This window comes from Dietzia sp. Die43, from assembly GCF_024519835.1.
Taxonomy (GTDB): domain Bacteria; phylum Actinomycetota; class Actinomycetes; order Mycobacteriales; family Mycobacteriaceae; genus Dietzia; species Dietzia kunjamensis.
This window is the reverse complement of sequence record NZ_JALJRF010000082.1, coordinates 1-361: the sequence shown is the minus strand read 5'-3', so window position 1 is coordinate 361 and position 361 is coordinate 1. Positions and strand designations below refer to the sequence as shown.

1 pseudogene is annotated in these 361 nt (G+C 62.9%); it reads left to right on the top strand.

The window, feature by feature from the left end:
* Positions 1-117: 117 nt before the first annotated feature.
* Positions 118-361, top strand: a pseudogene (locus NR111_RS18335) (hypothetical protein); the annotation flags it as partial.

Below are 361 nucleotides of genomic sequence, written 5' to 3'. Positions count from 1 at the left end.
AGCACTTCGGTCTATTTGCGCCCAGCGATCCGCAGATCCCCATGAAACACCGGGGTTTACTCAGGACCCTTCAATCCCCAAGCATGGCACCGGGTCGCTGTCGAGACCAAGGCGAGTGTGCTCGCGACGGCACCATCGGCGATCCGTCGGCTGGCTCCGGTGTTTTCGGAGATCGGGGTGCCTCAGACGCTGCGCACAGTCGCCGCCGCAGGTGAACCGCTCACCGCTACTGTGGCCAGTTCCTGGGAATCGACCGGCGCGCCGATAGTCCGCAACGGATACGGTCTCTCGGAGGTCGGCATGGTTCTAGCCCCCCTGATTCATGGGGTGTGGGAGATTCGGTTCTCTACGGATGTCGCGT